General features: G+C 68.0%; 1 protein-coding gene. It reads right to left on the bottom strand.

Features of this window, described 5'->3' with window-relative positions:
* Nucleotides 1-1,551 (bottom strand): glycoside hydrolase family 48 protein (locus tag ABT116_RS45250; RefSeq protein ID WP_351646877.1); only part of this gene is annotated, 1,551 nt, incomplete at both ends.

Here is a 1,551-nt window from a genome sequence, read left to right as displayed (position 1 = left end):
GTCGAACGTCGACGACGAGTTGATCGCGTCACCGTTCGGCATCGTGCCCGTCCAGCCGCTCGGGATGTGCACCGGGTCGTCGAAACGGTTGTAGTCGGCGCGGTTCTCGGGGACGGCGATGCCCAGGGCGTCCTGGTGGTTGGTCCACATGCCGTCCAGCAGCTTCTTCGCCGCCGCCGCGGCCTCGGTGTCACCGGAGCGGTCCGCGTAGTACGTCAGGGTCTTGGCGAACGCGGCCGCCACACCGACATCGTTGGTGTAGTCGGCGACGGTGACGTGCAGTCCGTTGTTGGAGCCGGGGCTGGAGGCGTTCCAGGTGTCGGGCTGGCCCGACCACTGCAGTGTCGAGGGGATCCGGTAGGTGCCGTCCGGGTTGAACGTGGTCTTGGACAGCGCCCACTTGACCCACTTGTCGAGGACCGTCTTGGCCTGCGCGTTGCCCGTCTGCTGGTACAGCTCGGCGACGCGCTCCATGGACCACGCCTGGAAGCCGAACCACTGGTTGGACGGCGGGTCGTGATACACCGGCTTCTCGTCGTAGTACATGCCGTAGAAGGTCGACTTGCCCGACGGCGGGGTCGCGTACCGGCCCTGCCAGCTGTTGGTCGCACCACCGGCGATGGCGCCCTCGCTGGACTGCAGCCAGCGGTAGAACTCCAGCTGTCGGTCCATGGACTTGGCCCAGTCGGTCGCGCCCGTGGCCGACTTCGGCTTCAGCGGCGCGTAGTTGGCGAGCGCGTAGGCCGCGAAGGGGTTCTGGTAGCCGCCGTGGGCGTGGCTGGAGCCGATGCGCCAGGCCCAGCCGGCACTCGTGTCCGTGGCGCCGCCCCAGGCGTAGTACCAGGAGAGGAGGTAGTGCGAGGCGTCCTTGCCGGTGCCCGCCGGGCAGGCCGACGGTCCGACGCAGTTGCCGACCTTCTTGAAGTACTTGTCGTACATGGAGTAGCGCAGGTAGTCGCCCATCTTGGCGGCCTTGCCGACCGTCGCGGAGACGGCGGAGCCCTTGCCCTGCTCCTTGGCCCACAGATCCGCCCAGTAGGCGGCCTGCACGGCCCGCGCGTCTGCGTCCGGGGCGTTGGTGAACTTCCACTGCTTGGCGTAGGAGGCGTCACCGGTGAACAGGTCCAGATAGCCGTTCTTGCCGCCGTACTTGAAGGCGTCGCAGGTCGGCTGCGGCACCGTCTCCCACACCGACTCCTGCACGCCGCGCTGGAAGGTGTTGATGTACGACGGGCCGGTGTCCGACGGACCCGCCTCGCACTTGCCGGGCGCGTTTCCGAAGCCGTAGACGTTGTCGACGTCCTGCAGCCAGTGCATGCCGTAGACGTCATCTGTGCCGTACGCCGACTTCAGCTCGGCCGCGATCGGGTCCGAGCCTGCCGCGACGGACGGTTCGAGTTTGGCCGGGTACTCGTTCGGCGTGTCCAGCTCGGGCGCGTAGGTGGCGGGCTTGGAGGCGTTGTAGAAGGAGTTGGTCGGCTGGTCGGCGCGGGTGGGGGGGCGATGCTCGACGCGGCGGCACGCAACGTCCTGCTGATCGACCACACCAAG

It is taken from the genome of Streptomyces sp. NPDC002130, from assembly GCF_040296465.1.
In the GTDB taxonomy this organism is placed as follows: Bacteria; Actinomycetota; Actinomycetes; order Streptomycetales; family Streptomycetaceae; genus Streptomyces.
The sequence above is the reverse complement of the archived record's forward strand: the minus strand, read 5'-3'. Positions and strand labels throughout refer to the sequence as shown.